Source organism: Variovorax sp. PCZ-1, assembly GCF_018413605.1.
In the GTDB taxonomy this organism is placed as follows: domain Bacteria; phylum Pseudomonadota; class Gammaproteobacteria; order Burkholderiales; family Burkholderiaceae_C; genus JANMDU01.
Genome location: NZ_JAHCDN010000001.1, coordinates 1,456,959 through 1,481,855 on the forward strand (window position 1 = coordinate 1,456,959; position 24,897 = coordinate 1,481,855).

Here is a 24,897-nt window from a genome sequence, read left to right on the forward strand (position 1 = left end):
ATGAATTTTATATCACTCTGGTTTGAAATCGAGCGAGGCTGAATTCATGCAGTAGCGCAAGCCCGTGGGCGCGGGGCCATCTTCAAACACATGGCCTAGATGAGCGCCGCAGTCTGAGCAGTGCACCTCGGTGCGCGTGCTCCAAAAACCTTTGTCCACCTTCGTGCCCACAGCCTCTGCGTTGATCGGATCGTAGAAAGATGGCCAGCCTGTGCCGCTGTCGTATTTGGTCTTGGATGCGAACAAATCTTTGCCGCAGCAGATACAGGTGTAGGTGCCTTGTTGCTTGTTGTCAGCGTATTTGCCGGTGAATGCTCTTTCGGTGGCTTCGTGTCTTGTGACATCAAAAGCTAAGGGCTCAGCGCCTTTGGCTTTGAGCTCAGCACGCCATTGATCGTCGGATTTTTGAATTTTGTAGATGGTCATGGTGGTAGTTGGTGAGGAGAGAGGAGAGCGCAAAATGCGCAAAAGTACGCAGAAGACGCAAAAAAGAAAATGTAGAAAAAATGAGTTACCGAACTTAAATATCAACAGATATTAATTTTGCGCCTTTTGCGTTTCTTCTGCGTCTTTTGCGTTCTATTGGCAAGAGAGCTGAAATGCTCAAGAAGAACAAGAAATCTCAATCGTAGAGGCCCAATCGGGTGGGAAAGTTGCATACGCTTCCATCCCTGTCACCTCGGTAAATGGTGATTCCAGCAGTTCTTGCAAGCGCTCCAGTTCAGTGAAATCTTTGGTCTTGGCCGCGCGGATGGCTTGCTCGCCCAGATGATTGCGCAATACGTAGGCCGGATTGGTTTTAAGCATCAAATCGGCATCTGGCCGGCAAGGGATCTGCGCAGAGTGCTCATGAAATGATAGCGACCAGGCGTCGAAGGCTTCCCTGTCTAGGAACATGTCCCGAGTTGGAATGAAATCATTTGTTGCCACAGCATGGCTCAATCTACGCCAGAAGATCGTGTAATCCACCTTGTCTTTGGCCAGTAGCTTCAAGATGCCTTCGATCACTGCTTTGGAGCTTTCGGTGGCTGGCGCATCCGGCAGCCCGAGCTTCGCGCTCATGCGTGCATGCAGCTCAGCGGGGAAGATGGTTTTGTAAGGCTCTAGCGCTGCCACAGCCAAATCAGGCTCGCCATCGGACGATATGAGCGGGAGCAGGGCTTGGCCTAGGCAAAAGAGATTCCAGTAAGCGATATTGGGCTGTTTGTTGTAAGCGTAGCGGCCACGGTCATCGCTGTGATTGCAAATGTGATTCGGATCAAACGCATCGAGGAATTGAAAAGGCCCGTAATCCATTGTGAGGCCGAGGATGCTCATGTTGTCGGTGTTCATCACGCCATGGCAAAAGCCAACGGCCTGCCAATGGGCGATCATCTTTGCTGTGCGCTCGCTCACGGCTTCGAGCAGTGCGGCATACGGATTCGCAGCATCTTTGCAAGCGGGATAGAAGCGATCAATCACGTAATCGGCGAGTTTCTTCAGCTCTTCAGTCATGCCGTTATAAGCAAAATGCTCAAAATGCCCAAAGCGAATGAAGCTCGGCGCAACGCGGGTGACGACGGCTGCCGTCTCGATCTCCTCGCGGCGAATCGGCGTATCTGAGCCCGTCACGCACAGCGCGCGAGTCGTTGGAATCCCCAAGCCATGCATCGCCTCAGAGCAAAGAAATTCGCGAATCGATGAACGCAACACTGCTCGCCCATCGCCCATGCGCGAGTAAGGCGTGTGCCCCGCGCCTTTGAGCTGAATTTCCTGAGGCAGATTCTGCGCATCCCGCATCTCACCCAGCAGCAAAGCCCGCCCATCGCCCAACTGCCCGGCCCATTGGCCAAACTGATGGCCGCTGTAAACGCTAGCCAGTGGCTGACTTCCGGGCAGCAGAGCATTGCCAGTCAACGCTCGCAGAGCTTCATCACCCTCCAACCAGTTGTCTTCCAAGCCCAGCGCTTTTGCCACTGATCGGCTACGCCCCACCCAATAAGGCGAGCTGAGGGATTGGGCGCTGAGGTGTGTGTAGAAGCTGCTGCCCAGTTGGACAAAACTTTGGTGATCTGGCGAAAAGTGCATGCCGTATTGTCCCAGACGAGGCATGGCTGAGCTTTTAACCGCTGGAAAGCCATTTTTATAAGCGTTTTAGCCCTCTAGCCGGCATAGAAACTGCGCGAGGTGCTATTGAATTGATAGTGTTTACGCTGTTGAGCCGCTCGCACTCGCATCACCAGATGTGTGCACCGCCCAAGCCTGCATCGCCATATCTGACACTTTGAGCAACTTAGCGCGGGTTGCGCCATCACGCGCCAGTGTCGATAAGCCTTGAATCACCGCCATGGTGTGCGCGGCAAGTGCGCTTGCATCTGCGGTCTTGCGCAGATGGCCCTGCTTGATCGATTGCTTGATTTTTTCGCGCAATTGTTGCTCGATACCCAGCCTGATCGATGCCAAGTGGCTTTGCACATCGCTCGAAGCCTCTGAGCAACTGATGGCCGATGTCGCCAGCAAACATCCTGCGGGCGTGTCCTTGCCGGTGAAGCCTATGGCAGAGGCATGCAGCAAACCCTGTGCTGCATCAAAAGCGGTTGGCGCATCGTTGATGATGGTCTGCGCTGTGACAGGCCCAGACGTATACAGCTCAACGGACTCCAAAAAGAGGCTCTTTTTGTCTTTGAAAACGGTGTAAATGCTCGAAGGCTTGACGCCAATAGTGGTGGTCAGATCGTTCAGCGAAGTAGATTCATAACCATGGCGCCAAAAAAGCAGCATGGCTTGATGCAAGGCGCGCTCACGATCAAAGGATAAAGGACGACCTTTCTTGGCTGCTGGCGGAGAAATGACGGATTCACTCATTTTTGTAGCGATCACTATTTAATTCGTTGAATTGAGTTAAGATGATTATCCTATCAATCGCTACGAAAGTAAATCATGTCTAACGACCTATCCCTGCGCACATATAAAACTCTGGGACGTTCAGGCTTGTCTGTGAGCCCCTTGGCACTTGGCACAATGACGTTTGGCACCTCGCGTTGGGGTTCTGGTGAAGAGCAATCACGCGCAATATTCAACGCTTACATCGAAGCGGGTGGAAATTTTGTGGATACCGCCGATGTTTATTCATCGGGCGTCAGTGAAGAGATGCTAGGCAGGTTTGTAACCGAACGCTCGCTCAGAAGCAGTATTGTGCTCTCAACGAAATCTGGCTTCGCTACAGGGCAGGGGCCACACTCGGGCGGTAATGGCGCAAAGCACGTCAACAACGCGCTCAATGGATCGCTCAAGCGGTTGCAAACTGACTTCATTGATCTCTATTGGGTACATGTTTGGGATTCGGTGACGCCGGCTGAAGAGTTGCTGGAAACCATGGCTCAGCTTGTGCGATCCGGCAAGATTCGCTATTGGGGAATCTCCAATTCACCCGCTTGGTACATCGCCAAAATCGCAACTCTTGCATTGGCAAGAGGCTTGCCTGGCCCGATAGCCATGCAGTATTTTTATTCACTGCTCAACCGCGATATTGAAGATGAACATATGCCATTGGCCGATGAATTCAAGATGGCGATCATGCCCTGGAGCCCGCTGGCATACGGTCTGCTCACAGGTAAATACGATCGATCAGCAGTTGAAGCTGCAGCGCCAAGGGCTGCAGGCTTGCCAAGAGATGCGGCAACAACAGATAAACAACGTGCAGAGGGCGACAAGCGACTCGACGGTGCCAATCCGTTTGGAGATTCTCTGTTTACAGAGCGTAATTGGAGCATTGTGGATACGCTCAAAGCAGTGGCTCAAGAAGCCGGACATAGCCCCGCTCATATCGCGCTGGCTTGGGTGGCTAGCCATCCTCGTGTCACTTCGACGCTGATGGGGGTCAGTCGTGTGGAGCAAGTGGCCGACAACATCGCCGCACTCAATGTCAAATTATCGGTAGAACATAAGGCAAGGCTCGACGAGATTAGCACGCCTGCCCCCCGAATGATTTACAGTTTCTTCACGTCCGGGTTTCGTCAATACGCAGTCTTTGGAGGCAGCTCAGTGATGGCCTAGAGTTCATCTACTTTACCGAGTATGAGCGCCGTATGCTCATGAAGGTAAAGGATTCCTTTACCTACTGCAATCTCGGGCCACTGCAACCAACACACCATGACGCGTAACTAGGGCAATTGCGCATCGCATAAACAGAAGTTTTGCCCGATACTGGGCGCTTGTTTATGGAGATCCAAAATGTTAGGTTTGATGCAGTCGCAGCCCTTGTTGATTTCGAGTTTGATTGAGTTTGCGGATCGTCACCATTCGGATGGTGAAATCGTTTCTCGCCGAGTGGAAGGCGATATCCACCGATACACCTGGGCAGATGTTGCTAAGCGTTCGCGGCAGGTGGCGGGGGCACTTGACGGCATGAAGCTCGCGTTTTCAGACCGTGTGGCCACGCTGGCTTGGAATGGGTATCGGCATTTGGAGCTGTATTTCGGCGTGAGTGGCTCGGGAAGGGTGCTTCACACGATCAATCCGCGCCTGCATCCCGATCAGGTGGCTTGGATTGCGAATCATGCAGAGGATCAAGTGCTCTGCTTTGACATGAGCTTTTTGCCGATTGTGCAGGCGGTGCATGCGCGTTGCACCACCGTCAAGCAGTTTGTGGCGATGTGTGATGCGGATAAATTGCCGGCTGATAGCGGCATTCCCAATCTCATCAGCTATGAGGCTTGGATTGGCAAGCAGCCGACGGCCTACAACTGGCCGCAGTTTGATGAAAACAGCGCATCGAGCATGTGCTACACGAGCGGAACGACGGGTAATCCCAAAGCTGCGCTGTATTCACATCGCTCAACCACGCTGCATGCGTATGCGGCAGCGCTGCCGGATGTGATGAGCCTGTCTGCACGAGACAGCGTGCTCCCCGTTGTGCCAATGTTTCACGTCAATGCTTGGGGCATTCCGTACAGCGCTGCGCTCACAGGATGCAAGTTGGTGTTTCCCGGCCCGGCGATGGATGGCAAATCGATTTACGAATTGATCGAATCAGAGAAGGTGAGCTATGCGGCGGGCGTGCCCACGGTGTGGCAGATGATGCTGGGCCACATGAAGCCTGCGGGGCTGAAATTCTCCACATTGAAGCGCACGGTGATTGGCGGCAGCGCTTGCCCGCCCGCGATGATTCATGCGTTTCAAGAAGACTATGGTGTGGAAGTGCTGCATGCTTGGGGCATGACGGAAATGTCGCCACTTGGCACGCTCAACACCCTGAAGAATAAGCAGCTAAGCTTGCCAGCCGATGAGCAGATGAAGATTCGCCTGAAGCAAGGCCGCGCGATTTATGGCGTGGATATGAAGATCGTCGATGCGGATGGCAAAGAGCTGCCTTGGGATGGCAAAACCTATGGTGATTTGCTCGTCAAAGGCCCATGGATTGTCAAAGAATATTTCAAAGGTGAGGGTGGTGATCCGCTCAAAGATGGCTGGTTTCCCACCGGCGACGTGGCCACGATTGATGCGAATGGTTTCATGCAAATCACGGACCGCAGCAAAGATGTGATCAAGAGCGGCGGCGAGTGGATCAGCTCGATTGATGTAGAAAACATTGCCATGGCGCACCCTGCGATTGCCATGGCCGCCTGCGTGGGCATGCCGCATCCGAAATGGGATGAGCGGCCAATCATCGCGGTTGTGAAGAAACCGGGGATGGAGGTGTCTGTGGCTGAGCTATTGAAATTTTACGAAGGCAAAACAGCCAAATGGCAGATCCCAGACGATGTGGTGTTTGTGGATGCGATTCCATTGGGTGCCACTGGCAAGATGCAGAAGATGAAATTGCGTGAGCAGCTCAAGGATTACAAGTTACCCAGCGCTTAACGCAATTTGCAGCAGCTCTGCAGATCACCAGTCACGAACGTGATAGCCGCATTCAATCTGTGGTCTTGCATGCGGGCAATCCCCTAGCGTGATTTCGCTGCTCGTCCGTTAACCTCTCACCATTGTTTTTTCTTGGAGACTTTCATGAATTTCACTTTCAAAACTATCGCTATCAGTGCAGCTCTTGCATGCGCAAGCGTCGCCTTCGCGCAAGCGCCTGCAAAGCCTGCTGCGCCTGCCAAAGCCGCAGCAGCTCCCGCTAAAGCTGCTGCTGGCCCATTGGCCGGTCAAACCGTCAAGATCGCTCTGATCGATCCACAAAGCGGTTTGATGGGGCCAGTTGGCTTGAATCAGCTCAAGTCATTTCAATTTTTCGCCGATAAATTCAGCGCGAACAATCCAGCAGGCGTGAAGTTCGAGCTCGTTGGCTTTGACAACAAACTCAGCCCAGCAGAAAGCTTGAATGCTCTGAAGGCCGCCACCGACCAAGGCATCCGCTACATCACCCAAGGCAACGGCTCATCTGTTGCTGGCGCTTTGATTGATGCTGTGAACAAACACAACGAGCGTAATCCTGGCAAAGAAATCGTCTTCTTGAACTACGCAGCCGTGGATCCTGATTTCACCAACAGCAAGTGCAGCTACTGGCATTTCCGTTTTGATGCTGATTCTTCTATGAAAATGGAAGCATTGGTGGAAAACATGAAGGGCGATACCAACGTGAAAAACGTGTATCTGCTCAACCAAAATTACTCTCACGGACATCAAGTCGCCAAGTTCGCCAAAGAGATCATGGCTCGCAAGACGCCTAGCGTGAAAGTGGTGGGAGAAGAGTTGCACCCCTTGGCTCAAGTGCGTGATTTCGCACCCTACATCGCCAAGATCAAAGCTTCTGGCGCAGATACTGTGATCACAGGCAACTGGGGCTCTGACCTCGCTTTGCTCGTGAAAGCAGCTAACGAAGGCGGCTATACCGGCAAGTTCTACACTTATTACACTGGCGTAACTGGCACACCAACTGCTTTGGGCAGCACCATGGAAGGCAAGGTCAAACAGATCGCGATCATGCACTACAACATGCCTGGCGAGATGGGCAAGTGGCAAGACGAATTCAAGGCCAAGTTCCAAGACGATATGTACACCGGCCAAATCCCGACCGTGTACAACGCCTTGTCTAACGCCATGGCGCAAGCCAAATCGACCGAGCCAGCCAAAGTGGCTGCCGTGCTCTCTGGCATGAAGTTCAAGAACTGGAACGGCGACGTAGAAATGCGCAAAACCGATCACCAGCTCCAGCAGCCGATGCAAATGACGGTGTGGCAGAAAGCCGGCGGCAAATTCCCCAACGTAGCCGAGAAGACCAACATGACCTTGGCTCCCATTCAGGATTTCCCAGCTTACATCGCCAGCACGCCTACCAGCTGCCAGATGAAGCGTCCTTGATCGATGCTTGATTAAATGACTTCGCAGTGCAACACTGCGAAGTCATTTTCATTTTGAAGATACGCTTGCCTTAAAACTAAAGCTAAAGCTATGGAATTTTTCATCATCTCAATGCTGAATGGCCTGAGCTACGGGCTGTTGCTGTTTTTGCTCAGCTCCGGTCTCACGCTGATTTTCAGCATGATGGGTGTGCTCAATTTTGCACACGCTTCGTTTTACATGGTGGGCGCTTATGTTGGCTACACCGTGAGTGGCATCGTAGGCTTTTGGCCTGCGCTGATCATTGCGCCGCTCGTTGTCGGTGCGATGGGAGCGCTGTTTGAAAAGTATGCGCTTCGCCGGGTGCATCAGTTTGGTCATGTGCCTGAGTTGCTGATTACCTTTGGCCTGTCATACATTATTTTAGAGTTGGTGCAACTCGTTTGGGGGCGCTCAGCCGTTGAGTTCAAGCCGCCCGAAGTGCTGCGCGATTCATTGTTTACGCTCATCAAGCATAGCCAAGATGGCCTGAGCTTCGCGTGGGGGCGTGCCGGCCCTGAGCTATGCACCTCTGCTGATGCCAGCGTGAAAATCGTTTGCTCACTCTTTCCTGCAACGCGCGGCTTCATGATGTTTGTGGCGCTGATCATGCTGGTGGCTGTGTGGCTGCTGCTCACCCGTACGCGCATTGGCCTCGTGATTCAAGCCTCGCTCACTCACCCTGAAACCGTGGAAGCACTCGGCCACAATGTGCCGCGTGTGCTGATGATGGTGTTTGGTGCGGGCGCTGCGCTCGCTGGCTTGGCTGGCGTGATTGGCGGTAGCACATTCGTGACGGAGCCAGCTATGGCTGCCGCTGTCGGCTCGGTGATTTTCGTGGTGGTGGTTGTGGGAGGCATGGGCTCGCTCTCTGGTGCCTTCCTTGCCTCCATCTTGATCGGTGTGATCCAAACTTTTGCAGTGGCGTTTGACACATCACTGGTTTCAGTCGCTCAAGATCTTGGCATGCAGCTCTCTGACGCTGCAAAAAACAACTCCCTCATGAAGCTCACCATTTCGCAAGTTGCGCCGATCTTGCCGTACCTGTTCTTGGTGTTGATTCTGATCTTCCGGCCTAAGGGTCTCTTAGGAACGCGGGAGGGTTAAAAGATGTCTAAAGCGTATTACGAATTCAAGCCCTACAACGTTGGCCGAGTGATCGTCTGGGGGCTTTTTGCTCTCGTGTTGGTTGTGGCTCCGCTGATCTTCAACAGCGGCCTCTCCACCATGATGCTCGCGCAAATGGGCATCGCCATCATTGCCTGCCTGTCATACAACATGTTGCTCGGGCAGGGCGGTATGCTCAGTTTTGGGCATGCGGTGTACACAGGCTTGGGCTCCTATGTGGCGATTCATGCGCTCAATATCGCTACCGGCGGCAAATTGCCGATTCCTGTGAGCTTGGTGCCCATCGTAGGCGGTCTGGCAGGATTGTTCTTTGCTGTGTTGCTGGGCTATGTGACTACGAAGAAAGCCGGCACGCCTTTCGCCATGATCACCTTGGGCATAGCTGAGTTGGTGTTTGCCATGTCGCTCATGTTCTCTGAATTCTTCGGTGGCGAGGCTGGCGTATCGAGCAATCGCGTGATCGGCCAAGCTTTCTTTGGTATCACCTTTGGCCCTGCTATTCAAGTGTATTACTTGATCGCGGTCTACACATTCATCTGTGTGGCGCTGATGTTTGCCTTCACGCGCACGCCGCTTGGGCGCATGCTCAATGCGGTGCGTGATAACCCAGAGCGCGTGGAATTCGTGGGCTACAACACGCAGCGCGTGCGCTACATGGCCTTCATCATCTCTGGCTTCTTTGCTGGCGTGGCGGGCGGTTTGGGTGCGATTTTGTTTGAGATCGTCACAGCCGAAGTGGTAGGCGCAGCGCGCTCGGGCGCGTATCTGCTGTTCACCTTCCTCGGGGGTGCGACGTTCTTCTTCGGCCCCATCATCGGTGCCGTGCTGATGGTGCTGGCTTTTGTGTTGCTCTCAGAGTTCACCAAGGCGTGGCTGCTTTATCTGGGCCTCATCTTCCTCTTCATGGTGATGTATGCGCCTGGCGGTATTGCCTCGCTGATCATGATGAATCTGCGTGTGGCGGCTTTTGGCTTCTTGCGCAAACTGTGGGTGAGTTATCTGGCGCTCTTTGTGTGCGGCTTGATCATTTTGCTGGGTGCCGGCGCAATGATTGAGATGATTTATCACCTGCAGCTCAATGTGGCTTTGGGCAGTCAAATGAAGTTTGTAGGCATTCCGCTGGATGCCAAAGGGCTCAATAGTTGGTTTGGCGCAGGCTTTGTGTTGCTTACTGGTTTGGGGCTGTTTGAGGTCGCTCGGCGACAATTCTCAAGAGAGTGGAATGAGATCCAAGAAGATATTGAGAAAGAGATCAAGCGAAGGGAGGCCGCACTATGAGCCAGCCTATTCTTGAACTCAAAGATCTGCGCAAGAGCTTTGGCAAAACCGAAATCATTCGCGGTGTGAATCTTGCTGTGAATGCCGGTGAGCGCATCGCTGTGATCGGACCCAACGGCGCAGGCAAATCCACGCTGTTTAACTTGATCTCGGGCCGCTTCGAGCCTAGCAGCGGCGATATCCTGCTCAAAGGCCAGCGTATCAATGGCAAGAAGCCATTCGAGATCAATCGCATGGGTCTCTCACGCAGCTTTCAGATCACCAATATCTTCCCTAAACTCAGCGTGTTTGAGAATCTACGCTGCGGCGTGCTCTGGAGCTTGGGCTACAAGTATTCCTTCTGGAAATTCTTGGCCGATTTGGATGATGCCAATGATCGCGCAGAAAAGCTCATGGAAGAAATTCGCCTTGATAAAAAGCGCGATGTGCTGGCCATGAACTTGACGTATGCCGAGCAGCGCGCGCTGGAAATCGGCATCACGATTGCTGGCGGCGCAGAAGTGATCTTGCTTGACGAGCCCACTGCCGGTATGAGCAAAACCGAGACCACGCGCTTCATCAAGCTTATCCGCGAAGTCACAGAAGGCAAAACCTTGCTCACTGTGGAGCATGATATGGGCGTGGTATTTGGCTTGGCTGACAAAATCGCCGTGGTTGTTTATGGCGAAGTGCTTGCCTTTGACACACCCGATGCCGTGCGCGCCAATGCAAAGGTGCAAGAAGCGTATCTCGGCTCGCCTGTGGCGGATGGCCAAGCAGGAGGACACTAAGATGAGCAGCGAACTCTTAAAAGTTGACAACCTGCATGGTTACTACGGCAAAAGCCATGTGCTGCACGGCGTAACTTTCAGCGTCGGGCAGGGCGAGATTGTGGCGCTATTGGGGCGCAACGGATCGGGCCGCAGCACCACTGCTAAAGCCATCATGGGCTTGGTTGATTGCACAGGCTCCATCAAGTGGCGTGAGAATGAACTTGTCGGTAAAAAAGCCTTTGAAGTCGCGCATCTGGGCATTGGCTACGTGCCCGAAAACCGCGACATCTTCCCCACGCTCACCGTCCATCAAAACCTCATGCTCGGCCAAAAGCGCGGCGCGAAAAACCCGCGCTGGAGCTTTGACGACATGTATCAAATGTTCCCCCGCTTGAAAGAGCGCCAGCACACAGAAGCCGGCGTGATGAGCGGCGGCGAGCAGCAGATGTTGACCCTGTGCCGTACCTTGATGGGCGATCCCGATCTCATCATCATTGATGAACCCACAGAAGGCCTCGCGCCCAAGATCGTGGAGCTCGTTGGCGAATACCTCAAAGAGCTGAAAAAGCGTGGCGTCTCCGTCTTGCTCATCGAGCAAAAACTCACCATCGCCATGGCCATCTCAGACCGCGCTTTAGTGATGGGACATGGCAGTATCGTGTTTACTGGCACGCCGGATTCGCTCAGAGCTGATCCGTATATTCGCAAAGAGTGGCTGGAAGTTTGATTGTTTTTGGCTTGAGCGAAAAACGGGGTCCGATCACAATTCAGGATAGTGATCTCTCCGGAGCGAATTCAATTACAGACGAAATTGTGCTCTGACCCCATTTTTTGCGGTGACTGCTAAACAGTTTATTTCTACCGAAATAGTTTAAGGGCAATTCGTTAGGCGAGTAAGTAGCATATGAGTGACGAAATCTTGATTGCACTTGCAGGACTTCTTCTTAGTGTCCTCACTTACTTTGCCGGTATCTGGCGAGCTGAGCGGCATCATCGAACGCAAGATAGCGAGGCTCGGATTACTCGGGTGTTTCAAAAGTACATGGAGTTCAGACGAAGCAACTACACAGGCGGCTATGACGGTGCGCAGAAAGCGGGCATTGCCACACTTGAGTCAAACGAAGAAATTCACACCTTCGCGACGTTGGTTGTTGGTCACGGCGAGTTACATCCGCTTGGTTCAGATCATGCAACGGTATTCGCCAGTGTGGATCTATTGAAATTTTTTCGCTACGCTGCCACCAATCGCGTTAACTTCCTTACTACTCCAATTGAGAGCGCAATTGCTGATAGTGGAGCACGAAGCTGATTCTTCCGTTGAGTGGCAGCCATCGGCGTGTTAGCTTGAACTCAACCCAGGTTGGCATGAATGAGTTTATTGGGGTGCACCGCAAAAATGGGGTCAGAGCACAATTTCGTCTGAACTTGAATTCGCGCCGGGGAGATCACTTTCCTGAATTGTGATCTGACCCCATTTTTCGCTCTACCTAAGAAGAAAAATGGTCAATTGCCGGCATAAATACTGCGCAAGATGCTATTTAATTCATAGTATCTCGCAAACTCACTAACCCGATGCCTGATGCATCAAAACCGCCATCTACAGCTAAGCATTGCCCGTTCACATACGAAGCCTGCGGGCTGCAGAGCCACATCACAGCTTTGGCGATTTCTAATTCTGAGCCATAGCGAGCTAGCGGAATCGTGTCATGGTAATCGCGGCGGATTTCTGGGCTGTGGACGGCTTTGGCCATCGCGGTTTCTACCGGACCGGGGGCGACGGCGTTGCAGCGGATGCCGGCGTTGCCGAGTTCGACGGCTTGCTGTTTGGTGAGGTGGATAAGGGCGGCTTTGCTGGTGCCGTACGCGACGCGGAGGCTGCTGGCGCGTAGGCCGGAGATGGAGGCGATGTTGACGATGCTTCCCTTTTCTTGGCCATGCGAGTTACCTGCGTTCTTGAGCATATGTGGCGCGCAGGCTTGGGTGCAGAGGAAGGGGCCGGTGAGATTCACGTCCATCACGCGCTGCCACTCCTGCGCGGTGTGCGCGAGTAAGGGCTTGAAGACGGCGACGCCTGCGTTGTTGACTAGGGTGTCGATGCGGCCGAATTGTTCAATGACTTTCGCTATTGAAGCCTGCACTTGAGATTCGACAGCCACATCGCAGGGCAGGGCGAGCGCTTGCGTGGTGTTCAAGCCTTCCGTTTTCACGGCTTGCTGCAAGAGATAAGCTTCAATATCAAGCAACGCCACGCGCGTGCCTTGCGCCACGAATTGGCGAGCGATTTCTAGGCCGATGCCGCGCGCTGCACCGGTGATGACTGCGACGGGAGTGGTGTTGTTCATGCTGGAATCACTTTCAGTGTTTTTCTTTTGGGGAGAAGTAGTCGGCGCATCTCGGTAGAAATCAAAGGGGGTGCTTCGTTGGGGAGTATGTCTTGCGCGAGAATTTCTGCGCACATCGCCGCAAAGCTTAAACCACGCGAGCCCATCGCAGTGCAAACATACAAGCCGTGCTCGAGTTTGCCCACGATAGGCAGACGATCTGAGGTGGTGCAGCGGCTGCCTTGCCAGCTTTGAACTTGGCCACTGGCGAACTGTGCTTGAATCGCGGGCAGAAGCGCAGCTGGCAAGAGATTGGACAGGCGCGCTAGGTTGGCTTGCAAACTGGCTTGCGTTTGCTCAGCTGCTGATGCATGCGCTTCGCGTTCGTAGGTGGAGCCACTGAGCCAGATCGCTTGATCTGATTCAGAGCGCACGCCACCGATGAAATGGCCGTTACCGTTGACCACAGGCGCTGACGGCGATGTAGACGAACTGACCGGCCATGCGCCTAGCGCGACAGAACCAGGCACCATATCCATCAGCATCGCATGCCCACACTGGGCCAGTAAAGCGCCGACTTGCGCACCACCTGCGAGTACGACAGAAGGCGCTTGCGCGATCACAGTGCCTTGTGCATCAAGCGCTAGCCAATGATCGGCTTCTCTTTTCAAGCCAGCCACTGATGCGTTTTGAACGACGATATGAGGCTGATTCAGCCAAGCTTTCACCAGAGCTTGCGGTTTGATCCACGCCGCTTGTTTGTGCAACACGTAACTCTCGTGAGACGTATACCACTCTGGCAATGCTGCAGCGCCTTGGCTCAAACGAGTGTTTTTTTCAAAATGGAAGAGGAGCTTTTGCTCCAAGACGCAAGGCTGCCAATCGATGCCTTCGCGCAGCAGGGCGCGAGCCTGCGTGAGCGTGTAGGCGAGGCCAATACGCGAAAGCTGGGAGAGCTCGATGTCTTGCGAAGACAGGTGGGCGGCCAGCAAACCCACAGGCAGCTCAGATGCGCCGCCACCTTGGCTCAAAACGGTGACTTGGCAGCCTCTTGCAGCAAGGGCTTGTGCGCAAGCTGCACCTGCCAAACCTGCGCCAATCACTATGATATTCATAGCGCTCTGCGCAATATATATGCCGGCAAAGTGCTCAAAACGCTGATAAATACACGACGTTCACTCTCCGTTCGGCCTGAGCCTGTCGAAGGCCATATGACTAATTGGATGCGCATAGATTGACTGGCGGCGTTTCGACAAGCTCAACGCGAACGGGGAGTTTTGAAAGTCGTAAGAGCTTACGCAGAGGGCGGGACGTATCCCGCCGCAGCGTCTGCGCCGCTGCCAAAAAAGTGGTTTTACCTGTCGGTGAAACCATTTTTCTCTGCTTACGCAGAGGGCGGGACGTATCCCGCCGCAGCGTCTGCGCCACTGCCAAAAAAGTGGTTTTCCATCTGGCGAGCGAGGTACTGGCGAGCGCGCTGATCTGCCAGGTTCAAACGGTTTTCGTTCACGAGCATGGTTTGGTGTTTGAGCCAATCGGCCCAAGCTTGCTTACTTACATTCTCGTAAATGCGCTTGCCCAGCTCGCCAGGATAGGTGGGGAAATCGAGGCCCTCAGCTTCTGTGCCGAGTTTGATGCAGTTGACCATGCGTGCCATATCAGATTCTTTCAATAAACGATAACTATAAAAATAATAGCACTTCGCGCAGATTCTATGCCGGCGATAGGCTTAAGACACCTAAAAATTAGCTCAATTTCTTGAAGAGCACCTGGCTCTTGCGATCCCAGTTGTATTTGCGTTTACGCGCTTCAGGCAATTGCTCGGGCTCGACTTGCGCAAAGCCGCGTTTGATGAACCAATGCATGGTGCGCGTGGTGAGCACGAAGATGCTTTCCAGGCCTTGCGCTTTGGCGCGCTGCTCGATGCGTTTGAGCAGCTTATCGCCATCGCCTTGACCTTGCACTTGTGGGCTCACGGTGAGCGCGGCCATCTCAGCAGTTTTGGCTTCTGGATATGGATACAAAGCCGCGCAGCCGAAAATCACGCCGTCGTGCTCGATGATGCTGTAGTTGCCCACATCGCGCTCAATCTCTGTGCGATCGCGTTTGACGAGCGTGCCATCTTTCTCAAAAGGCTCGATGAGCTGGATGATGCCGCCCACATCATCGCTGGTGGCTTCGCGCAGGCTCTCCAGCTTTTCGTCGATCACCATCGTGCCCACACCATCGTGCACATAAATCTCCAGCAGCAGCGATCCATCCATCGCAAACGGCAAGATATGGCTGCGCTCCACGCCGCTCTTGCAGGCACGCACGCAATGTTGAAGATAGAAGGCGGTGTCTGAAGGCTGCGCAGCTTGCGGCAAACCCGCCAATAGCTTCTCAGCGGCAGCCAGTGGCAACTCGGTGTCAATCGGATTGTCTTCACTCACTGGCAAGGCAGGATCAGTGGCGATGCCGGGGATCTCGGTGAGGAAAATGAGTTTGTCAGCTTGCAGCGCGGTAGCCACCGAGGTCGCCACTTCTTCCATCGTGAGATTGAAAGCCTCACCCGTGGGCGAATAGCCAAAAGGCGAGAGGAGCACCATCGCGCCCATACCCAATGCTTTTTGAATGCCCGGTGTATCTACCTTGCGCACCAAGCCGCTGTGCATGAAATCCACGCCATCGATGATGCCCACGGGCCGTGCCGTGATGAAGTTGCCCGAGATCACGCGTACGGTGGAGCCGGCCATCGGCGTATTCGGCAAGCCTTGGCTGAAGGCGGCTTCAATCTCAAAACGCAATTGGCCAGCCGCTTCTTGCGCGCAATCGAGTGCAATGCCATCGGTGATGCGCATGCCGTGAGAGTATTTCGGCGAATGCCCTTTAGCAGCAAGTTGCTCATTCACCTGAGGGCGAAAACCATGCACCAACACGATCTTCACACCCATGCTTTGGATCAGCGCTAAATCTTGCGCGATCAAACTCAGCTTACCCGCAGCAATCGCCTCCCCACACACCGCCACCACAAAGGTCTTGCCCCGATGCGTGTGGATGTAAGGCGCCACAGAGCGAAACCAGGGCACAAAGGTGAAATTAAAGACAGTGGACATGGCTTAAGTTTAGCGGCAAGAATGATCAGTTCTCGGTTTGATTCTTGGCAGCCTTTTGCACGGCCATCTTCTGAGCGCGGCGCAGCGCTCCGGCAGATTTTTCATGCTTCGCTGTACCGAGCTTCACCTGCCCGAGCGCAGCCGCTTGCAGCACCGAGTTACGCGGCTTGGGCACGGCGATGCTCAGCGTGTTGCTGGTGGGCGCAGAGCGTGTGGCGCGTTTACGTTGAACCATCTGAGTAAAGAAAGCGTAAAGTGCTTGAAATGTGTGGAATGCTTGATATTTTATGCAATTATTGCCTTCTCGCCGGCATAGAATCTGCGCAAGCAGCTACTGAATTCATAGCGTATGAGACTCCTTCAATTACTCGTTTTGATGCTATCGATCAGCACCAATCTAGCCTTTGCGCATGATCCAGCGCTCCATACTAAGCCCGCTCACGCGAGCGCTCAGCAGCCCAATCGCTTGCCGCTTGGCGACGGCAAAATCAGCGCCACACCGCGCCAAGGCTATGTGATGGCCTGCCGAAGCAACTTTCCGGGCGGCGGAGGCGCGCATCGCGTGGGTGAGTGGATCGACAAAACTGCGGGTACATGGGATCCATCTGCCAAGCCGCAAGTGGAGGGCAGTGTGAGCTGGCCGAATGCAGCAATCACCGTGGTGCGAGAAGGCGAGCAACGCGTGGTGCGCGCCAACAATCTGCCCACACATCCCACAGGTCAATACCCGATTCGATCCGGCTCAAAAGCCTATGAATACGATCGCAACCCCAATAGCATCCGTGAGCGAACTGTGCTGTTGACCTTACCAGCAGAGCCGCAAGTTACTGCACAACCCAATTGCGTGCCCCTAGGCATGATCGGTTTCGCGCTAAGCGGCGTAGCCATCTTCAATGCCTTCGACGTGCAAGGCCGCGATGCACCCGCCTACGAAATCCAAGACCTCTGCAACGGCCACCCCGAGCGCAACGGCAGCTACCACTATCACGACTGGTCTCCCTGCTTGGCCAAAGATGCAGCAGGCAAACCCTATGCCCACGACGAACCCGTCGGCTGGATGCTAGACGGCCACCCCATCCTTGGCCCAATCATGAGTGATGGGGGAGAAGACACCAAGCTCATCACCAACGCCGATCTCGACGAATGCCACGGCAGAGTCGGCAATGTTCGAGTGGATGGTCAAATCAAACGTATCTATCACTACCGCTTCACGATGGAGTATCCCTACACCATCGGCTGTTTCAAAGGGCAAGCTCAGCGTGCGAACTGAGCTTTCAAGATATTTGCTTGCTTGCGCTCAATAGCGTTTAAGCAGATGCCAATGCCTGATCCAGATCAGCCAGCAGATCGTCGATGTGCTCAATACCCACTGACAAGCGCACCATGCCTTCGCTCACGCCGGCTTTGGCCAGTTCATCGGGGTTGAGCTGGCGGTGTGTGGTGGATGCGGGGTGGCAGGCGAGTGATTTCGCATCGCCAATGTTCACCAAGCGCGTGAAGAGCTTGAGCGCATCTTGGAATTTCGCGCCGGCTTCGCGGCCTTCTGTACCCTTGAGCGTGAAGCTGATGATGCCCGAGGCGCGGCCGCCCATGAGTTTTTGTACCAAAGCGTGATCGGCATGATCTGGCAGGCCAGCATAGTTCACAGCCGCAATCTTTGGATGCTTCTTCAAATGCTGAGCCACTTTGGTCGCGTTTTCGCAAATGCGATCCATGCGCAGAGCCAGCGTCTCGATGCCTTGCAAGATTTGGAAGGCGTTCATCGGGCTGAGCGCTGCGCCCATATTGCGCAGGGGAACGACGCGGCAGCGGCCAATGTAGGCAGCGGGGCCGAGCGCTTCGGTGTAGACCACGCCGTGGTAGCTCACATCGGGTTCGTTCAAGCGCTTGAAGCGCGCTTTGTGTTCGGCCCAAGGGAATTTGCCGGAATCAACCACTGCGCCACCAATGGTCGTGCCGTGGCCGCCCAAGTATTTGGTGAGCGAGTGAACGACGATATCTGCGCCATGCTCAAAGGGGCGGCAGAGGTATGGGCTGGTCACGGTGTTGTCAACGATCAGCGGCACGCCGTGATCGTGAGCGACTTTTGCCAAGGCCGCAATATCGGTGACGTTGCCCAATGGATTGCCAATGGACTCGCAGTAAATCGCCTTGGTGCGCGCGTCGATCAATTTGGCAAACGAAGCCGAATCGCGGTAATCTGCAAAGCGCACTTCGATGCCCATTTGCGGGAAGGTGTGGGCAAACAGGTTGTATGTGCCGCCATAGAGCGTAGAGGCCGAGACGATGTTGTCGCCCGTCTCAGCAATCGTTTGAATCGCATAGCTGATCGCTGCCATGCCCGAGGCCACAGCCAGCGCGCCGATGCCGCCTTCCAGTGCAGCAATGCGAGCTTCAAGCACGCCATTGGTCGGGTTCATGATGCGGCTGTAAATATTGCCCGCCACTTTCAAATCAAACAAATCTGCACCATGCTGCGTGTTGTCAAACGCATAGGCCACCGTTTGATAAATCGGCACAGCGACCGCTTTGGTGGTGGGATCAGGCGTGTAGCCGCCGTGGACGGCAAGGGTTTCAATTTTCATGATGTGCTCTTTGGTAGAGTGAAGACAATGGGTAATTCTGGCATGCGCGTCATAACGCAAAGTGGTTTGCTTAGAACCACTTTGCCTCGTTTGACGTTAAGACGTACTCGACTTGAGCGATAGCTCAGCGCCGAGACCGCTTCGCATTCTTCTTTGCCGCTTTTTTCACAGCAGCTTTGAGCGAGGCAATCGGCGAGAGATTGCGTTGTGTGCGCTCTGCCGCAGATCGCTTACTGGTTTTGGCGGCGGTCTTTTTGCTGCTCTTGTTCTGTGGGCGACCCGTGGCTCGATCATCAGCATCCATGCGGATGTAGCCGCCGGGAATGGCGGGCTGGCCGCCTTGGGCAGGGCTGCCGCCCACCCGCATGACTTCGCCTTCGCGAACCAAGCGGAAATCGATTTTGCGGCCATCGAGATCCACGCGGCTGACTTGCACGCGAACGCGGGAGCCCAGCGCGTAGCGAATGCCCGTGCGCTCACCGCGCAACTCTTGGCGGACTTCATCGAAGCGGAAATATTCGCCGCCCAGCTCGGTGATGTGCACCAAGCCTTCGACGTACATCGCGTCTAGCGTGACGAACAAGCCGAAGCTTGTGGCCGAAGTCACCGTGCCTGCGTATTCCTCGCCCAAATGCTCTTTCATGTATTTGCATTTGAGCCAGGCCTCTACGTCTTTGCTAGCCTCATCGGCGCGGCGCTCGTTGGCGCTGCAGTGCAGGCCGGCGGCTTCCCAAGCGTTTTGCTCGGCGTTGGTTTTCTTCGTGCTGGCTTCTTTGGAGGCTTTGCCGCTGCGCTGCTCGAAGGCTTCGCTTTTCTTTTTGCGAGAAGCGAGGCGTTTCTTGAATTGCTCTACCGCTTCGCCGGGTGTGGGCAAGGTGGGCAGCTTGTAAGTCGTCTTCGCCAGAATGGATTTGATGACGCGATGCACCAGCAGATCGGGATAGCGGCGAATCGGTGAGGTGAAATGCGTGTAGGCCTCGTAAGCCAAACCGAAGTGGCCGCTGTTGATCGGCGTGTAGATGGCTTGGCTCATGGAGCGCAGCAGCATGGTGTGAATTTGCTGGGCTTCGGGGCGGTGTTTCGTTGACAAAGAGATCGCTTGGAATTCAGCGGGCGTGGGATCGTCGCTGAGTGATGCATTGATGCCCATGCCACGCAAGTATTGCCGCAGCACTTCTTTCTTCTCAGGCGTCGGGCCTTCGTGAACGCGGAAGAGGCCGGTCTTTTTCGCGTTCAAGATGAAATCTGCTGAGCAGACGTTGGCCGCGAGCATGGCTTCTTCGATGAGCTTGTGAGCTTCGTTGCGCGTGCGTGGCACTATCTTTTCAATGCGGCCGGATTCGTCGCAAACGATTTGAGTTTCAACCGTCTCCAAATCAATCGCTCCGCGCGCGCCGCGCGAAGAGAGCAGGGCGCGATACACATCAGCGAGGTTGAGCAAATGCGGCACGCTATCGAAGCCACTGGCTTTGCGCTTCTTCGCCTCGGTGCCGCCCGTGTTTGCCAAAATCGCGGCCACTTCGGTATACGTAAAGCGCGCATGACTGAACATCACCGCAGGGTAAAACTGATAGGCATGCACATCGCCTTTGGCCGTCACGAGCATGTCGCAAACCATGCAAAGGCGCTCGACACTTGGGTTGAGTGAGCACAGGCCATTGGACAACTTTTCCGGCAGCATCGGAATCACGCGGCGAGGGAAATACACACTGGTGGCGCGCTCATAGGCATCCACATCAATCGGCGCACCTGTCTGCACGTAATGCGAGACATCAGCAATCGCCACGAGCAAACGCCAGCCTTTACCGCGCCCCACCTTCGCCGGCTCGCAATACACCGCATCGTCAAAATCCCGCGCATCTTCGCCATCAATGGTGACGAGAGGCACATCGGTTAAATCCACACGGCCTTTTTTATCCGCAGGGCGCACCTTATCCGGCAGCTTGCGCGCTTCATCCAGCGTGGCATCAGAGAACACATGCGGCACGCTGTATTTGCGCACGGCGATTTCAATCTCCATGCCCGGATCGTCCATCTCGCCCAGCACTTCTGTGACGCGGCCTACGGGCTGGCCATAAAGCGATGGCGGCTCGGTGAGCTGCACGACGACGACTTGCCCCGCTTTAGCATTGCCTGTACCACTCTTGGGCACGAGCACATCTTGGCCATAGCGCTTGTCTTCCGGAGCCACCAGCCACACGCCGCCTTCTTGCAGCAAGCGGCCAATGATCGGGCCTTTGGGGCGATCTAAAATTTCTGTCACTCGGCCTTCTGGCCGGCCTTTGCGATCCAAGCGCACAACACGCACGCGCACATGATCTCGGTGCAGCACAGCTCGCATTTCGTTCGGAGGCAAATAAATATCGCCTTCGCCATCATCGCGCTGCACAAATCCGTGGCCATCGCGGTGGCCTTGCACGGAGCCTTCTATTTCTTCTGTGATCGCTGCTGCACTTGTGGTGTTGGCAGCATATTTAGGGTTCGCTTTGATATACAATCCTTAGTTCTGAAAATAGCCCAGATGGCGGAATTGGTAGACGCACTAGTTTCAGGTACTAGCGATGAGAGTCGTGGAGGTTCGAGTCCTCTTCTGGGCACCAAAAACAATCTTGAATCAATCATAGCCAGCTTTGCTGGCTTTTTTGTTGCCTTCTTCGCTAAGAGCCTCTTTTTTGATTCCTGTGTTCGCGCAGATGGCAAGTATTTTTGCAATTTATTGCTTATAGAACAGTGCCATGCGAGGAGCTTGCGCGATTGAAAAAAATCACTTGCACGCCTTGAGGCTCAGGCGTAGAGTAACAACTGTCAGACTAGCTCTGACAACATCCTGCAGGCAATTCCTTGCCTGCATCGCTGGCCGGACACCAAGCTCCGTGCTCAGCATCCCGAGGTGGCATGCAGCCTTGCTGAGCCACCGGGCCCGGTAGGAATCGAGGTTTCAGACCTGATTTCTCCGGGCTTTCTTGTTTTTACAGCCTGGCAACTGCTTCGCTTGAACTTTACATTGCCATGGGGCAACTTCTGTCGGCCATAGGTCTCTGACAGGCGTTAAGAAACACAGCTCAATAAACGGAGATCTCATGAAAGCGTATTCCTTGATGGCTTTGGCTGGTTTTTCAATGCTGGGCATGTCTGCCAGCGGCATGGCGCAAGAGCAAGGTCGCGTGATTTCCACCACGCCTGTGATCACCCAAGTGGCTGTGCCTCGGCAGGTCTGCACCAATGAGCAGGTCGTTACGCAGACACAGCAAAAATCGGGTGCTGGCGCGCTCATGGGCGGTGTGGCTGGAGGTGCGATCGGCAATGCTGTGGGCAGTGGAAGCGGCCGCGCTGCAGCCACGATGATCGGTATTTTCGGTGGCGCGATTCTTGGCGACAAGATCGAAGGCGGCCAGCAGCAAGCCCAGACGCAAAACGTGCAGCGCTGCACCACACAAACTTTTTATGAAAATCGCCCCACAGCCTACAACGTGGTGTATGAATTCAACGGCAAGCAATACCAGGTGCAGCTGCCGCAGGATCCTGGGCCATTCGTTGGTCTGCAAGTGACACCCGTGGGCACAGCGCCAGCAGCCCCAGTGCAGCAGCCCGCGCCCGTGATCGTGCGGCCCGTGACGCAGGCGCCGGTCTACACACAGCCCGTTTACTCCCAGCCCGTGATTGTTGAAAGCGCCCCGGTGTATGTGCAACAACCGCAAGTGGTTTATGTGCGTCCCGCCCCGGTCGTGGTGCACGCGCCCGTCTATGGTCGCCCACATGCGCATTCGCATCTGCATCCGCATTTGCAGCCGCAGCATCTGGCTTATCCGCACCAATGGCGCGGCCACCCCTATGGTCACCATGGGCATCGCCCCCATGGCAATGTGGTGAGTATTGGTTACTCTGGCCATTTCCGCTGATCCAAACTCACTTCGCCCAAGGCCTTGGTGTTTCCCCAAGGCCTTTTTTCATGGAAATTTGACCAGTTGCTGGCTTGGCGCAGGCTAGAATCGTCAGCTCATGAGTTACCTCGTCCTTGCCCGCAAATACCGCCCAAAGAGCTTCACCGAAATGGTGGGCCAGGAGCATGTGGTGAAGGCTTTGTCGAACGCACTCACACAGCAACGTCTGCATCATGCGTATTTGTTCACCGGCACACGCGGCGTGGGCAAGACCACCGTTTCCCGCATTTTGGCCAAATCGCTCAACTGCGTGGGCACGGATGGCTCTGGCGGCATCACGGCTGAGCCTTGCGGCGTGTGCGAGATGTGCCGCGCGATTGATGCGGGGCGCTTTGTGGATTACACCGAGCTGGATGCGGCATCCAATCGCGGCGTGGATGAAGTGCAAAGCCTTTTGGAGCAGGCTGTGTACAAACCCGTGCAAGGGCGCTTCAAGGTCTTCATGATCGACGAGGTTCACATGCTCACGAACACGGCGTTTAACGCCATGCTCAAGACGCTGGAAGAGCCGCCGGAATATCTCAAGTTTGTATTGGCAACGACTGATCCGCAGAAAGTGCCTGTGACGGTGCTCTCGCGCTGCTTGCAATTCAGCCTGCGCCCGATGGCACCTGAAACGGTGCATACGCATTTGAAGAAGGTGTTGGCTGAAGAATCCGTGCAAGCTGAAGACGGCGCGCTGCGCCTGATCGCTCGCGGCGCGCGTGGCTCGATGCGTGATGCTTTATCGCTGACTGATCAAGCCATTGCTTTCGGCGCTGGGAGCCTCAACGAAGCTAATGTGCGCCAAATGCTGGGCGCGGTGGATCGCAGCTATGTGTTTCGTTTGATCGAGGCGCTGGCTGTGGGTGACGGCAAAGCGGTTTTTGACATCGCCAATGCTTTGCGCGATAACGGCTTGTCTGCTGCTTCAACATTGGAAGACATGGCCGTGGTGCTGCAGCGCATGGCTGTTTGCCAGCAAGTGCCCAATTCGCATGATGTGCAAGACAGTGAAGCTGTAGAGATTTCTCGTTTGGCGACTTTGATGCCTGCTGACGAAACCCAGCTTTTGTATAGCATCGCCATCCATGGCAGAGGCGAGTTGGGCTTAGCTCCTGATGAATACACCGGGCTCACGATGAGCTTGCTGCGTTTGCTGGCCTTCAAGCCGAAGGGATTTCGCCCAGCGAATATCGGTAGTGGTTCAGGTGGGGGCGCAGTTGGTAGCGCTGCCATCGCTGAGGCTGAAAAAAAAAGTCTGAAGACTGAGGCGGCAGCCCATCAAGAGCCTGCCCACGCGCCCGCATCTATACCTGCGCCTGTGCACGCAGCACCCGAGCCGCATGCTGATGAGGTGGCTGCAAGCTCAGTTTCTTCATTAAATTTAGAACAAAAACAGCATATCGCCGGCATAGAATCTGCGCAGAGTGCTACTGATTTGATAGTAAATGCTGCGCCCACACCAGAGCCTATTCCATCACCCATCCCCGTGCCAGCGCCCGCAGCCGCACCTGCCTCCTTACCCACATCCACCCTCATGGCCGTGCCCATCCGCGAGCAGGGCGTGGGAAGTGGTCGGCTAGATTCGCGCATCGCTGCTGTGGAACCCGACGCTCACCACGAAGCCTGGGTGCAGCTCGTGCAGCAGCTCTTGGATGCGCAAGCCGTGCAAGGCATGGTGCAGCAGCTCGCTGTGCAAAGCCAATGTGTGGAAAAGGGCGCTTCGCACCTCACCCTGCGCGTGGCTCAGCCTAGCCTGAAGAGCGACAACGCGCGTGATGAGCTGCAATCAGCCATGCAAAGTGTGGGGCGCGCTGAGGCGCTGGTGATCGAAGTGGGCCCTGTGCAGGATTCTTGGGCGAAGCGAAACACCGCCAAACTCGAAGCCCGCCAAAAACAAGCCGAGCAGATCATCACACAAGACCCTTGGGTGCAAGATCTGATGGCGCAATGGGGTGCGAAAATCGTGCCTGGAAGCATAAAAGCGGTCTGACCAGACCGCTGGGATCAAGGCAGTCTGAGCAGCCTGCAGATCAAAGCAGTTTAGATTTTTTAGTATTTGAAAGAAGGACCACTATGTTTAACAAAGGACAACTCGCCGGCCTGATGAAGCAAGCACAGGCCATGCAAGACAACATGAAGAAAGCTCAAGATGAGCTGGGTAATATCGAAGTCACCGGCGAATCCGGCGCTGGTCTTGTGAAAGTCACGATGACATGCAAACACGACGTCAAGCGTGTCGAAATCGATCCCTCACTCTTGGGTGACGATAAAGACATGCTCGAAGATTTGGTGGCAGCGGCTTTCAATGCGGCTGTGCGCAAGGCTGAGGAAACTTCTTCGGAGAAGATGGGCAAGATGACGGCGGGCATGCAATTGCCGCCGGGGATGAAGTTGCCTTTCTAAAAGTTGAATACCGAATACCGGACGCAAAATACGCAAAAGTTGCGCAAAAGACGCAAAAAATACCAAAGAAAAATCAAAACAATTGCTCAAATCTGAGCTGCTTTTTT

22 protein-coding genes and 1 tRNA gene are annotated in these 24,897 nt (G+C 54.6%); 13 read left to right on the plus strand and 10 right to left on the minus strand.

Annotated features, from left to right (window positions below):
- Positions 1-12: 12 nt before the first annotated feature.
- From msrB to KIH26_RS06985, 3 genes are all read right to left on the minus strand, one after another.
- Entirely contained in the window at positions 13-426 is a 414-nt protein-coding gene (gene msrB / locus KIH26_RS06975; RefSeq protein WP_213443676.1) for a peptide-methionine (R)-S-oxide reductase MsrB, read from the minus strand.
- 177 nt (positions 427-603) lie between these two features.
- Complete coding sequence (locus KIH26_RS06980; protein ID WP_213443677.1) at positions 604-2,091, minus strand: protein adenylyltransferase SelO; 1,488 nt, start codon at positions 2,089-2,091, stop codon at positions 604-606.
- Positions 2,092-2,187: 96 nt separating this feature from the next.
- Positions 2,188-2,844 carry a TetR/AcrR family transcriptional regulator gene (locus KIH26_RS06985; RefSeq protein ID WP_213443678.1) on the minus strand — a complete coding sequence of 219 codons (657 nt, stop codon included), beginning with the start codon at positions 2,842-2,844 and terminating at the stop codon, positions 2,188-2,190.
- A gap of 75 nt (positions 2,845-2,919) precedes the next feature.
- Between KIH26_RS06985 and KIH26_RS06990 the strand changes: the two genes are divergently transcribed.
- From KIH26_RS06990 to KIH26_RS07025, 8 genes are all read left to right on the plus strand, one after another.
- A complete protein-coding gene (locus tag KIH26_RS06990; RefSeq protein ID WP_213443679.1) occupies positions 2,920-4,035 on the plus strand; it encodes an aldo/keto reductase in 1,116 nt (371 codons plus the stop codon).
- 177 nt (positions 4,036-4,212) lie between these two features.
- Complete coding sequence (locus KIH26_RS06995; protein ID WP_213443680.1) at positions 4,213-5,841, plus strand: 3-(methylthio)propionyl-CoA ligase; 1,629 nt, start codon at positions 4,213-4,215, stop codon at positions 5,839-5,841.
- Between the two features lie 144 nt (positions 5,842-5,985).
- The gene (locus KIH26_RS07000) at positions 5,986-7,284 is read left to right on the plus strand and encodes a branched-chain amino acid ABC transporter substrate-binding protein (protein ID WP_213443682.1); all 1,299 of its coding nucleotides are present in this window, start codon (positions 5,986-5,988) and stop codon (positions 7,282-7,284) included.
- Positions 7,285-7,374: 90 nt separating this feature from the next.
- The gene (locus tag KIH26_RS07005) at positions 7,375-8,409 is read left to right on the plus strand and encodes a branched-chain amino acid ABC transporter permease (RefSeq protein WP_213443683.1); all 1,035 of its coding nucleotides are present in this window, start codon (positions 7,375-7,377) and stop codon (positions 8,407-8,409) included.
- 3 nt (positions 8,410-8,412) lie between these two features.
- Positions 8,413-9,708: a branched-chain amino acid ABC transporter permease gene (locus KIH26_RS07010; protein ID WP_213443684.1), complete on the plus strand. Its 1,296-nt coding sequence runs from the start codon at positions 8,413-8,415 to the stop codon at positions 9,706-9,708.
- Positions 9,705-10,478, plus strand: coding sequence for an ABC transporter ATP-binding protein (locus KIH26_RS07015; protein WP_213443686.1), 774 nt, complete (start codon positions 9,705-9,707; stop codon positions 10,476-10,478). Before KIH26_RS07010 ends, KIH26_RS07015 begins: the two co-directional genes overlap by 4 nt.
- Position 10,479: 1 nt before the next feature.
- On the plus strand, positions 10,480-11,187 hold the full coding sequence (locus KIH26_RS07020; RefSeq protein WP_213443687.1) for an ABC transporter ATP-binding protein: 708 nt from the start codon (positions 10,480-10,482) through the stop codon (positions 11,185-11,187).
- A gap of 177 nt (positions 11,188-11,364) precedes the next feature.
- A complete protein-coding gene (locus KIH26_RS07025) occupies positions 11,365-11,769 on the plus strand; it encodes a hypothetical protein (protein ID WP_213443688.1) in 405 nt (134 codons plus the stop codon).
- 229 nt (positions 11,770-11,998) lie between these two features.
- Here KIH26_RS07025 and KIH26_RS07030 read toward each other — a convergent pair whose 3' ends face one another.
- The 5 genes from KIH26_RS07030 to KIH26_RS07050 form a co-directional block, all read right to left on the minus strand.
- A complete protein-coding gene (locus KIH26_RS07030) occupies positions 11,999-12,802 on the minus strand; it encodes an SDR family NAD(P)-dependent oxidoreductase (protein WP_213443689.1) in 804 nt (267 codons plus the stop codon).
- The gene (locus KIH26_RS07035; RefSeq protein ID WP_213443690.1) at positions 12,799-13,896 is read right to left on the minus strand and encodes an FAD-dependent oxidoreductase; all 1,098 of its coding nucleotides are present in this window, start codon (positions 13,894-13,896) and stop codon (positions 12,799-12,801) included. The genes KIH26_RS07030 and KIH26_RS07035 overlap by 4 nt, the downstream gene beginning before the upstream one ends.
- A 269-nt stretch (positions 13,897-14,165) precedes the next feature.
- Positions 14,166-14,438, minus strand: a complete 273-nt coding sequence (locus tag KIH26_RS07040) for an oxidative damage protection protein (protein ID WP_213443692.1) — start codon at positions 14,436-14,438, stop codon at positions 14,166-14,168.
- An 88-nt stretch (positions 14,439-14,526) separates the two neighbouring features.
- On the minus strand, positions 14,527-15,876 hold the full coding sequence (argA, locus tag KIH26_RS07045; protein WP_213443693.1) for an amino-acid N-acetyltransferase: 1,350 nt from the start codon (positions 15,874-15,876) through the stop codon (positions 14,527-14,529).
- 25 nt (positions 15,877-15,901) lie between these two features.
- Positions 15,902-16,111 (minus strand): hypothetical protein, encoded by a 210-nt coding sequence (locus tag KIH26_RS07050; protein ID WP_213443694.1) that lies wholly within the window; start codon positions 16,109-16,111, stop codon positions 15,902-15,904.
- A gap of 114 nt (positions 16,112-16,225) precedes the next feature.
- Here KIH26_RS07050 and KIH26_RS07055 point away from each other — a divergent pair, with 114 nt between their 5' ends.
- Complete coding sequence (locus KIH26_RS07055; RefSeq protein WP_213443695.1) at positions 16,226-17,146, plus strand: YHYH protein; 921 nt, start codon at positions 16,226-16,228, stop codon at positions 17,144-17,146.
- A 37-nt stretch (positions 17,147-17,183) separates the two neighbouring features.
- Here the strand turns inward: KIH26_RS07055 and KIH26_RS07060 are convergent, their stop codons facing one another.
- Together KIH26_RS07060 and rnr are read right to left on the minus strand one after the other, a co-directional pair.
- The gene (locus KIH26_RS07060) at positions 17,184-18,461 is read right to left on the minus strand and encodes an O-acetylhomoserine aminocarboxypropyltransferase/cysteine synthase family protein (RefSeq protein WP_213443697.1); all 1,278 of its coding nucleotides are present in this window, start codon (positions 18,459-18,461) and stop codon (positions 17,184-17,186) included.
- Between the two features lie 124 nt (positions 18,462-18,585).
- Positions 18,586-20,958, minus strand: coding sequence for a ribonuclease R (gene rnr / locus KIH26_RS07065; protein WP_249660991.1), 2,373 nt, complete (start codon positions 20,956-20,958; stop codon positions 18,586-18,588).
- Between the two features lie 18 nt (positions 20,959-20,976).
- Between rnr and KIH26_RS07070 the strand changes: the two genes are divergently transcribed.
- The 4 genes from KIH26_RS07070 to KIH26_RS07085 all read left to right on the plus strand — a co-directional run bounded on the left by KIH26_RS07070 (position 20,977) and on the right by KIH26_RS07085 (position 24,790).
- Positions 20,977-21,061 (plus strand) — tRNA-Leu (locus KIH26_RS07070).
- Positions 21,062-21,541: 480 nt separating this feature from the next.
- Positions 21,542-22,360, plus strand: a complete 819-nt coding sequence (locus tag KIH26_RS07075; RefSeq protein WP_213443698.1) for a glycine zipper 2TM domain-containing protein — start codon at positions 21,542-21,544, stop codon at positions 22,358-22,360.
- Between the two features lie 100 nt (positions 22,361-22,460).
- A complete protein-coding gene (gene dnaX, locus KIH26_RS07080; protein WP_213443699.1) occupies positions 22,461-24,377 on the plus strand; it encodes a DNA polymerase III subunit gamma/tau in 1,917 nt (638 codons plus the stop codon).
- Between the two features lie 83 nt (positions 24,378-24,460).
- A complete protein-coding gene (locus KIH26_RS07085) occupies positions 24,461-24,790 on the plus strand; it encodes a YbaB/EbfC family nucleoid-associated protein (RefSeq protein ID WP_213443700.1) in 330 nt (109 codons plus the stop codon).
- Positions 24,791-24,897 lie beyond the last annotated feature (107 nt).

What these genes read in the sequence shown, in the direction of transcription:
- msrB (WP_213443676.1), bottom strand. Translation starts at nt 426, where the DNA reads ATGACCATCTACAAAATTCAAAAATCCGACGATCAATGGCGTGCTGAG.
- KIH26_RS06980 (WP_213443677.1), bottom strand. Translation starts at nt 2,091, where the DNA reads ATGCCTCGTCTGGGACAATACGGCATGCACTTTTCGCCAGATCACCAA.
- KIH26_RS06985 (WP_213443678.1), bottom strand. Translation starts at nt 2,844, where the DNA reads ATGAGTGAATCCGTCATTTCTCCGCCAGCAGCCAAGAAAGGTCGTCCT.
- KIH26_RS06990 (WP_213443679.1), top strand. Translation starts at nt 2,920, where the DNA reads ATGTCTAACGACCTATCCCTGCGCACATATAAAACTCTGGGACGTTCA.
- KIH26_RS06995 (WP_213443680.1), top strand. Translation starts at nt 4,213, where the DNA reads ATGTTAGGTTTGATGCAGTCGCAGCCCTTGTTGATTTCGAGTTTGATT.
- KIH26_RS07000 (WP_213443682.1), top strand. Translation starts at nt 5,986, where the DNA reads ATGAATTTCACTTTCAAAACTATCGCTATCAGTGCAGCTCTTGCATGC.
- KIH26_RS07005 (WP_213443683.1), top strand. Translation starts at nt 7,375, where the DNA reads ATGGAATTTTTCATCATCTCAATGCTGAATGGCCTGAGCTACGGGCTG.
- KIH26_RS07010 (WP_213443684.1), top strand. Translation starts at nt 8,413, where the DNA reads ATGTCTAAAGCGTATTACGAATTCAAGCCCTACAACGTTGGCCGAGTG.
- KIH26_RS07015 (WP_213443686.1), top strand. Translation starts at nt 9,705, where the DNA reads ATGAGCCAGCCTATTCTTGAACTCAAAGATCTGCGCAAGAGCTTTGGC.
- KIH26_RS07020 (WP_213443687.1), top strand. Translation starts at nt 10,480, where the DNA reads ATGAGCAGCGAACTCTTAAAAGTTGACAACCTGCATGGTTACTACGGC.
- KIH26_RS07025 (WP_213443688.1), top strand. Translation starts at nt 11,365, where the DNA reads ATGAGTGACGAAATCTTGATTGCACTTGCAGGACTTCTTCTTAGTGTC.
- KIH26_RS07030 (WP_213443689.1), bottom strand. Translation starts at nt 12,802, where the DNA reads ATGAACAACACCACTCCCGTCGCAGTCATCACCGGTGCAGCGCGCGGC.
- KIH26_RS07035 (WP_213443690.1), bottom strand. Translation starts at nt 13,896, where the DNA reads ATGAATATCATAGTGATTGGCGCAGGTTTGGCAGGTGCAGCTTGCGCA.
- KIH26_RS07040 (WP_213443692.1), bottom strand. Translation starts at nt 14,438, where the DNA reads ATGGCACGCATGGTCAACTGCATCAAACTCGGCACAGAAGCTGAGGGC.
- argA (WP_213443693.1), bottom strand. Translation starts at nt 15,876, where the DNA reads ATGTCCACTGTCTTTAATTTCACCTTTGTGCCCTGGTTTCGCTCTGTG.
- KIH26_RS07050 (WP_213443694.1), bottom strand. Translation starts at nt 16,111, where the DNA reads ATGGTTCAACGTAAACGCGCCACACGCTCTGCGCCCACCAGCAACACG.
- KIH26_RS07055 (WP_213443695.1), top strand. Translation starts at nt 16,226, where the DNA reads ATGAGACTCCTTCAATTACTCGTTTTGATGCTATCGATCAGCACCAAT.
- KIH26_RS07060 (WP_213443697.1), bottom strand. Translation starts at nt 18,461, where the DNA reads ATGAAAATTGAAACCCTTGCCGTCCACGGCGGCTACACGCCTGATCCC.
- KIH26_RS07075 (WP_213443698.1), top strand. Translation starts at nt 21,542, where the DNA reads ATGAAAGCGTATTCCTTGATGGCTTTGGCTGGTTTTTCAATGCTGGGC.
- dnaX (WP_213443699.1), top strand. Translation starts at nt 22,461, where the DNA reads ATGAGTTACCTCGTCCTTGCCCGCAAATACCGCCCAAAGAGCTTCACC.
- KIH26_RS07085 (WP_213443700.1), top strand. Translation starts at nt 24,461, where the DNA reads ATGTTTAACAAAGGACAACTCGCCGGCCTGATGAAGCAAGCACAGGCC.